Here is a 7,512-nt window from a genome sequence, read left to right on the forward strand (position 1 = left end):
TCGACGTGACGTTGGCCGCGACCCCGCCGCCGAGCTCGGCGACCAGCGCGCGGCCCGCCACCCCGTAGCTGCACAGCCCGTGCAGGATCGGCTTGGGGAATCCGGCCAGCTCCTTGGCGAACCAGGGATCGCTGTGCAGCGGGTTGCGGTCACCGGACAGCCGGTAGATCAGGGCCTGATCCTCGCGGGTGGGCAGGGCGACGCGGGCGTCCGGCTCGCGGTCCGGGAACTCGGGGGCGATCGGGCGCTGGCCCGGCGATCCGCCGAAACCGCCCGCCTGGCGGATGACCAGCGTGGTCAACGTCTCGGCGATCAGCTCGCCCGAGTCGGGGTCGGTGCCCCGGCCGCGCAGCACGATGATGGCGTTCTTGCCCTCGCCCTTGTCCTGAATGTCCGCGACCTCCGAGACCACCGACAGCTTCCCGGCGGGCGGCAGCGGCGCGTGCAGCCGGATGCCCTGCGAGCCGTGCAGCAGGAGGGCGTGGTTGAACGTCCCGATCTTGCCCGCCGCGGCGAAGGCCGGGGAGCAGATCACCGCGTAGGTGGGCAGCACCTGCTGGTCGATGTCGTGGCTGTTCTCGGTGGTGAACGACAGGTCGTCGATGCCGGCGCCGACACCGAGCGCATAGAGCATGGTGTCGCGGTCGGTCCATTCGAACAGCATGGGTTCGGTCACCGCGCCGACGGCACTCGGGTCAATCGCCATCTGAGTCTCCTTCTGACGTATTTTCTCCACCTAACCATCGCAAACCCTTCCCACCGAAGCCGTCGGCAGGGCAGGCTATCGACATGCCGAAGCGCAGGTTGGTCCGGAATGTGTCGAAGGCGGTCGCGGCGCTCACCGCGGCCGTAATCGTCGGCGCCTGTGGCGGATCGCCGCAGGCACGCAGCATCACGGTGACGTTCATCCGGCACGCCGAGTCCGAAGCCAACGCCAGCGGGATCATCGACACCTCGGTGCCGGGTCCCGGCCTGAGCCCGGAGGGCAAGGGGCAGGCCCAGCAGGTCGCCCACCAGGCGGGCCACAAGGACTACGACGGCATCTACGCCTCGACCATGGCCCGAACCCAGCAGACCGCCGCGCCGTTGGCCGCCGAACTGGGCAAGCAGGTCGAGGTATTGCAAGGCATCCAGGAGATCAACGCCGGCTGGTTCGAGGGCAAGCCGGTTGCCCAGGAGAACGCGACGTACCTGCTGGCCCCGGCGGACTGGCTCAGGGGCGACGTCCAGGACAGCATCCCCGGGTCGATCAACGGCAAGCAGTTCAACGACGGATTCACCGCGGCCATCCAAAAGGTCTACAACAGCGGCCAGCACAATCCGGTGGTGTTCTCGCACAAGTTCGCCATCGAGTACTGGACGCTGATGAACGCGAGGAACGCCAAGGACACCCTGCTGACCAGTCACCCGCTGCCCAACATCGGGCGCGTGGTGATCACGGGTAACCCGATGACCGGCTGGACTCTGGTGGACTGGGACGGCATCCGCGACTTCCACAGCTAGTTGATTGTGGCGACCCGCCGCGCCCGGCTCACGCCGCGCTTGCGATCGCCACTGGGTTGATGGTGGCGACCCGCCGCGCCCGGCTCACGCCGCGCTTGCGATCGCCGCTGGGTTGACGGGGCCCCCGACCACCCGCCACGATGGCTCCATGCGGTATGTCGTTACCGGCGGTACCGGGTTTATTGGTCGCCGCGTCGTGGATCGTCTGCTGGAGACCCGGGCCGACGCGCAGGTGTGGGTGCTGGTGCGCCGGCAGTCGCTGGGCCGCTTCGAGCGGCTGGCGGCCAAATGGGGCGAGCGGGCCAAACCGCTGGTCGCCGGGCTACCGGAGCTGGACCTGACCGACGAGACCCTCGCCGAGCTGGGCCCGGTCGACCACGTCGTGCACTGCGCCGCCGTCTACGACATCACCGCCGGCGAGGCCGAGCAGAAGGCCGTCAACGTCGAAGGGACCCGCGCCGTCATCGAGCTGGCGCGGCGCCTGGGCGCGACGCTGCATCACGTGTCCTCGATCGCGGTGGCGGGCGACTTCCCCGGCGAGTACACCGAGGACGACTTCGACGTCGGCCAGCAGCTGCCGACCCCGTACCACCGGACCAAGTTCGAGGCCGAACAGCTGGTGCGCTCGACGCCCGGGCTGCGTTACCGGATCTACCGCCCGGCGGTGGTGGTGGGCGACTCGCGCACCGGCGAGATGGACAAGGTCGACGGGCCGTACTACTTCTTCGGCGTCTTGTCGGCGCTGGCCGTCCTGCCGAAGCTGACGCCCATCCTGCTGCCCGACACCGGCCGCACCAACATCGTGCCGGTCGATTACGTCGTCGACGCGCTCGTCGCGCTCATGCACGCCGAGGGGCGCGACGGTCAGGCGTTCCACCTCACCGCGCCCAAAACCGTTGGCCTACGCGGGATTTACCGCGGCGTCGCCAAGGCGGCCGGCCTGCCCCCGGCCCGCGGGTCGCTGCCCGGCTCGGTGGCCGCCCCGCTGCTGAAGGCGCGCGGGCGCGCCCGGGTGCTGCGCAACATGGCGGCCACCCAGCTGGGGATCCCGGCCGAGGTCTTCGACCTCGTCGACCTCAAGCCCACCTTCGTCAGCGACAAGACCCGGGAAGCCCTGGCGGGCACCGGGATCGAGGTTCCGGAGTTCGCCGGCTACGCGCCACAGCTGTGGCGGTACTGGGCCGAGCACCTCGACCCCGACCGCGCCCGCCGTAACGATCCGCTGCGCGGCCGGCACGTGATCATCACCGGCGCATCCAGCGGGATCGGCCGGGCGGCGGCGATCGCGGTCGCGGAGCGCGGCGCGACGGTCTTCGCGCTGGCCCGCAGCGCCGACGCGCTGGATCAACTGGTCGCCGAGATCCGCGCGGGCGGCGGCGACGCGCACGCGTTCACCTGCGACGTCACCGATTCCACCTCGGTCGAACACACCATCAAGGACATCCTGGGCCGCTTCGACCACGTCGACTACCTGGTGAACAACGCCGGGCGGTCCATCCGCCGCTCGGTGGTCAACTCGACCGATCGGTTGCACGACTACGAACGGGTGATGGCGGTCAACTACTTCGGCGCGGTGCGGATGGTGCTGGCGCTGCTGCCGCACTGGCGCGAACGCCGTTTCGGCCACGTGGTCAACGTCTCGAGCGCCGGCGTGCAGGCCCGCAACCCGAAGTACAGCTCGTACCTGCCCACCAAGGCGGCGCTGGACGCGTTCGCCGACGTGGTCGGGTCCGAGACGCTGTCCGACCACGTCACGTTCACCAACATCCATATGCCGCTGGTTCGCACGCCGATGATCGCGCCGTCGCACCGGCTCAACCCGGTGCCGGCGATCAGCCCGGAGCACGCGGCCGCGATGGTGGTCCGCGGCCTGGTCGAGAAGCCCGCGCGCATCGACACCCCGCTGGGCACGCTCGCCGAGGTCGGCCACTACTTCGCGCCGCGGACGTCGCGGCGCATCCTGCACCAGCTCTACCTGGGGTACCCCGACTCGGCCGCCGCACGCGGCCTGCCCACCGAACCACCCGCGGCCACCCCGGCGCCGCGCAAGCCGAGGCGGCCGGTCCGCGCGGTCACCGGCGGCATCCGGACACCGCGGGGAGTCAAGCGGCTGGTGCGGTTGGTACCCGGCGTGCATTGGTAGGCGGGACCGCGTTTGAGTCCCGCCCCCGGGCGCGGGGACAATGGTCGGCATGCACCTCGAGGTCCACGTCGTCCCCGTATCGGACGTTGACCGCGCGAGACAGTTCTACGACAGCCTGGGGTGGCGCTTTGACGGCGACACCACGCCAGGACATGGCGTCCGGGTCGTCCAGTTCACGCCGCCGGGCTCGTCCTGCTCGGTCACGTTCGGCGACGGAATCACCCCGTCGGCGCCCGGCTCGGCCCAGGCGGTGCTGACCGTCTCCGACATCGAAGCGGCCCATGACGACCTCCTCCGCCGCGGCGTCGGCGCGAGCGACATGTGGCACGGCGTGCCGTTCCCGGCCGAAGCACGGCTGCCCGGGCCCGATCCCGAGCACACCAGTTACCAGTCGTACTTCTCCTTCGCCGATCCCGACGGCAACACGTGGCTGGTCCAAGAGGTCACGACGCGGCTGCCCGGCCGAGACTGACACGGCAGCACAACGTTTCGGGCCCACCCGATTGCGGTATTCCGGCGCGATGACCCGGATTCTTTCCCAGACGCGGGCGGACGCCGACCCGGCGGCCGCGGCGACCCGGCTGGTCGCCACGACGGGCGCGGCGGTGATGAGCGCGTTCGACGTGACGCGAAGCCTGGGCGCCGGCCGCGAGGAGTGGACCCGGTTCGCCCGGCACTGGCAGGACCTGGTCCCCGACCCGTACGCGGCGGAGCTGGGGGTCCAACGGCAACGCCGATACGGCCAGTACTCCGTTCAGGACGGGCTGCTGCGCCCGATGCCCAGGACCACGTTCGCGCAGCCGGAGGACTCCAATCCCCTCTACATCGGCAGGGACCGCGACTTTGAGCCGCTGACCGACGCGTTCGCCCGGGATCGGTTGCTGCACAAGCTGATCGGGTTGTTGGCCCGGGTGGCGGCGGTGCTTGACGACGTGGCGGACTGGAACGTCAAGGTGCATCCGTTCCGGATCCGGTCGTCGACCGACGAGGGCGCCCAGCCCACGCCCGAGGGCATGCACCGCGACGGCGTCACCCTGGTCAGCTCGCTGCTGGTCGGGCGGCGCAACGCCATCGGCGGCGAGAGCACGGTGTGCGACCTGGACGGGCGTCAGTTGCTGGCGACGACGCTGGTCGAGCCGGGCACGCTGATGCTGGGCGACGACCGCCGCACCCTGCACGGAGTCTCCCCGATCCGGCCGATCGACGGCTCGGGCCCCGCGCAGCGCGACGTCCTGGTCATCACGTTCGCCTCGGCGTGGCCGTAAGGGTCGGGTGCACTGGTAGTCACTTCTGCAAGGTGAACTGATTGACGTCGATGTATCCGACCCGAAATGCGTCGGCGCAACCGGTCAGGTACTTCATGTACCGCTCGTAGACTTCCTCGGACTGCACCGCGATCGCCTCGTCCTTGTGGGCTTGCAGCGCGGCGGCCCAGAGGTCGAGGGTCTTCGCGTAGTGCGGCTGCAGCGACTGCACGCGGGTCACCGTGAAGCCGTTCGCGGTCGCGCGCTCCTGGACCATCTGGATCGACGGTAGCCGCCCACCCGGAAAGATCTCGGTCACAATGAATTTGATGAATCGGGCGAACGTGAACGAGATGGGCATGCCGCGTTCCGCCATCTCCGTCGGGTGCAGCCCGGTGATGGTGTGCAGCAGCATCACGCCGTCGGCGGGTAGCAGGTCGTGCGCCAGGGTGAAGAACGCGTCGTAGCGCTCGTGCCCGAAGTGCTCGAAGGCGCCGATGCTGACGATCCGGTCGACGGGCTCGTCGAACTGCTCCCAGCCCTGCAGCAGGACACGGGCCGAACGCGGGCTCTCGGACTGGGCGATCAGTCGCTCGACGTGCTCGGCCTGGTTGCGGCTCAGGGTGAGGCCGATGACGTTCACGTCGTACTTTTCCAACGCGCGCATCATGGTGGCGCCCCAACCGCAGCCGACGTCGAGCAACGTCATGCCCGGCTGCAGCCCAAGTTTGCCCAGGGCGAGATCGATCTTGGCGATCTGCGCTTCTTCCAGCGTCATGTCGTCGCGCTCGAAGTAGGCGCAGCTGTAGGTCTGCGTCGGGTCGAGGAATAGCCGGAAGAAGTCGTCCGACAAGTCGTAGTGCGCCTGCACATCGTCGAAGTGCGGCGTTAGATCATTCCCCTCGGGGGGCTCCGACGTCGTTGGCATCGTGTCAGCCTAGTCGCCGAAATGAGTATGTTGGACCCAATGAACGCTCCCGTCTTCGTCGACGTCGACACCGGCGTCGATGATGCGCTGGCGCTGATGTATCTGTTCGCCAGCCCGGACGCGGATGTGGTCGGCATCGCCTCCACCGGGGGAAACGTTGCGGTGCAACAGGTTTGCGAGAACAACCTGGGCCTGCTGCAGCTGTGCGGCGTCACCGGCGTCCCGGTCTCCAAGGGCTCCGGCGAGACCCTGACCGGTCCGATGCGCCTGCCGTCGAAGGTGCACGGCCCCAGGGGTTTGGGCTACGCCGACCTGCCGCCCACCGATGGGCGGCTCACGAGTCACGACTCGGCAACCGCCTGGGTGCGCGCCGCCCATGCCTTCCCCGGCGAGCTCGTCGGCGTGGCGACCGGCCCGCTGACCAATCTGGCGCTGGCGCTGCGCGCCGAGCCGGCGCTGCCGACGCTGCTGCGCCGGCTGGTCGTCATGGGCGGTTCCTACGATCACCGGGGCAACACCACCGCGGTGGCCGAATGGAACATCAGCGTGGACCCCGAGGCCGCGGCCGAGGTGCTGGCCGCCTGGGACCCCGAAGTCGTTGGGCAAGAGCGCCTTCCGGTGCTGTGCGGCCTGGATCTGACCCGCAAGGTGGCGATGACGCCGGACCACCTGGCCAGGCTGGCGGCCACCGCCGGATCGAGCGCGACGCCGATGAGCGCGGACGACGAGCCCGGCACCCGCTCGACGGCGTCCAACCGGTTGATCCGGGTGATCGAGGACGCGATGCGGTTCTACCTGGAGGCCTACCACGAGATCGGCCACGGATACCAGGCGCATCTGCACGATCCGCTGGCCGCCGCCGTGGCGCTGGACCCGGGGCTCGTCGCCACCCGTCCCGCGACGGTGGACATCGAGCTGACGGGGACCCTGACCCGCGCCATGACGGTCACCGACTGGTCGGGCCGGCGGGAGCCCAACGCGCTGATCGGCGTCGACGTGGACGCGGCGGCCTTCTTCGACCGGTTCATCGACCGGGTTGGGTCCTTCGCGCGCGGGCTATCCACATCGCATGAAGGTTCGGTTCATTGAAGTCCTGCGCGCGGGCTGGGGCGCCGTGCTGCTGGCCGCCCCGTCCGGGGTGCTGGATCACATCCACGGGGTGGAAGTCGACCGCAAGGCGCTCGTCGTCACCCGCATCCTGGGCGCCCGCCATCTCGGCCAGGCGTTGCTCTCAGGCGTCAACCCTGGCCCGGAGGTGCTGGCGGCGGGCGTCTGGGTCGACGCGGTGCACTCGGCCACCGCGCTCGGCTTGGCCGCGGTCGACCGGCGCCGGGCGCGCGGCGGGGTGACCGACGCAGCCGTCGCGGCGTCGTGGGCCGGCCTGGGCTGGCGCCACCTGCGCACCGGCAAGGCCAGGTCCGACGGCGTCCGCAGGCGCGACCGGTTGGCCCGCACAGTCGTGGGCGCGCTGCCCGGCGGCGCCGGGCTGATGGCCCGGGCGGAGGCGGTGCGCGCGGCGCGACCCTAGGCGACCGATTCGTTTGGCCCTCGAGGCGTCGGGTACTGCACGGTCATGGCCTTCGCCGACTACCAAACCGAGCTGTACGACCAATCGCTGCACGGCAATCAGCCGCAATACCCGATCAGATTCGATGAGCTGGAGGAAAAGGCGGCGGCGGCGATGCCCCCGAAAG

The 7,512-nt window shown here is 69.9% G+C and carries 8 protein-coding genes and 1 pseudogene; 7 read left to right on the top strand and 2 right to left on the bottom strand.

Annotated elements, in window-relative coordinates; genetic code table 11:
• The coding region (locus A5713_RS06220; protein WP_068093685.1) for a MaoC/PaaZ C-terminal domain-containing protein at positions 1 to 706 on the bottom strand (706 nt) is incomplete at its 3' end.
• Positions 707 to 789: 83 nt separating this feature from the next.
• On the opposite strand from A5713_RS06220, the gene A5713_RS06225 reads away from it, so the two are divergent.
• The 4 genes from A5713_RS06225 to A5713_RS06240 all read left to right on the top strand — a co-directional run bounded on the left by A5713_RS06225 (position 790) and on the right by A5713_RS06240 (position 4,911).
• A complete protein-coding gene (locus tag A5713_RS06225) occupies positions 790 to 1,503 on the top strand; it encodes a histidine phosphatase family protein (protein WP_067926462.1) in 714 nt (237 codons plus the stop codon).
• A 148-nt stretch (positions 1,504 to 1,651) separates the two neighbouring features.
• A complete protein-coding gene (locus tag A5713_RS06230; protein WP_068093690.1) occupies positions 1,652 to 3,646 on the top strand; it encodes an SDR family oxidoreductase in 1,995 nt (664 codons plus the stop codon).
• A 49-nt stretch (positions 3,647 to 3,695) separates the two neighbouring features.
• Positions 3,696 to 4,118, top strand: coding sequence for a VOC family protein (locus A5713_RS06235; protein WP_197509461.1), 423 nt, complete (start codon positions 3,696 to 3,698; stop codon positions 4,116 to 4,118).
• Positions 4,119 to 4,167: 49 nt separating this feature from the next.
• Positions 4,168 to 4,911: a 2OG-Fe dioxygenase family protein gene (locus A5713_RS06240; RefSeq protein ID WP_068093692.1), complete on the top strand. Its 744-nt coding sequence runs from the start codon at positions 4,168 to 4,170 to the stop codon at positions 4,909 to 4,911.
• Between the two features lie 19 nt (positions 4,912 to 4,930).
• On the opposite strand, the gene cmaA1 is transcribed toward A5713_RS06240, so the two are convergent.
• Positions 4,931 to 5,818: a cyclopropane mycolic acid synthase CmaA1 gene (cmaA1, locus tag A5713_RS06245; RefSeq protein WP_068093695.1), complete on the bottom strand. Its 888-nt coding sequence runs from the start codon at positions 5,816 to 5,818 to the stop codon at positions 4,931 to 4,933.
• 39 nt (positions 5,819 to 5,857) lie between these two features.
• Here cmaA1 and A5713_RS06250 point away from each other — a divergent pair, with 39 nt between their 5' ends.
• The 3 genes and pseudogenes from A5713_RS06250 to A5713_RS28180 all read left to right on the top strand — a co-directional run.
• Positions 5,858 to 6,907 carry a nucleoside hydrolase gene (locus A5713_RS06250; RefSeq protein WP_068093697.1) on the top strand — a complete coding sequence of 350 codons (1,050 nt, stop codon included), beginning with the start codon at positions 5,858 to 5,860 and terminating at the stop codon, positions 6,905 to 6,907.
• Positions 6,888 to 7,346 (top strand): hypothetical protein, encoded by a 459-nt coding sequence (locus A5713_RS06255; RefSeq protein ID WP_068093698.1) that lies wholly within the window; start codon positions 6,888 to 6,890, stop codon positions 7,344 to 7,346. Before A5713_RS06250 ends, A5713_RS06255 begins: the two co-directional genes overlap by 20 nt.
• 45 nt (positions 7,347 to 7,391) lie before the next feature.
• Positions 7,392 to 7,512: pseudogene (locus A5713_RS28180) on the top strand (lactate 2-monooxygenase); the annotation flags it as partial.

It is taken from the genome of Mycobacterium sp. E2497, from assembly GCF_001668695.1.
GTDB lineage: Bacteria > Actinomycetota > Actinomycetes > Mycobacteriales > Mycobacteriaceae > Mycobacterium.

Excerpts from the sequence above, each read along its gene's own strand:
- A5713_RS06225 (WP_067926462.1), top strand. The coding sequence starts at position 790 with ATGCCGAAGCGCAGGTTGGTCCGGAATGTGTCGAAGGCGGTCGCGGCG.
- A5713_RS06230 (WP_068093690.1), top strand. The coding sequence starts at position 1,652 with ATGCGGTATGTCGTTACCGGCGGTACCGGGTTTATTGGTCGCCGCGTC.
- A5713_RS06235 (WP_197509461.1), top strand. The coding sequence starts at position 3,696 with ATGCACCTCGAGGTCCACGTCGTCCCCGTATCGGACGTTGACCGCGCG.
- A5713_RS06240 (WP_068093692.1), top strand. The coding sequence starts at position 4,168 with ATGACCCGGATTCTTTCCCAGACGCGGGCGGACGCCGACCCGGCGGCC.
- cmaA1 (WP_068093695.1), bottom strand. The coding sequence starts at position 5,818 with ATGCCAACGACGTCGGAGCCCCCCGAGGGGAATGATCTAACGCCGCAC.
- A5713_RS06250 (WP_068093697.1), top strand. The coding sequence starts at position 5,858 with ATGAACGCTCCCGTCTTCGTCGACGTCGACACCGGCGTCGATGATGCG.
- A5713_RS06255 (WP_068093698.1), top strand. The coding sequence starts at position 6,888 with ATGAAGGTTCGGTTCATTGAAGTCCTGCGCGCGGGCTGGGGCGCCGTG.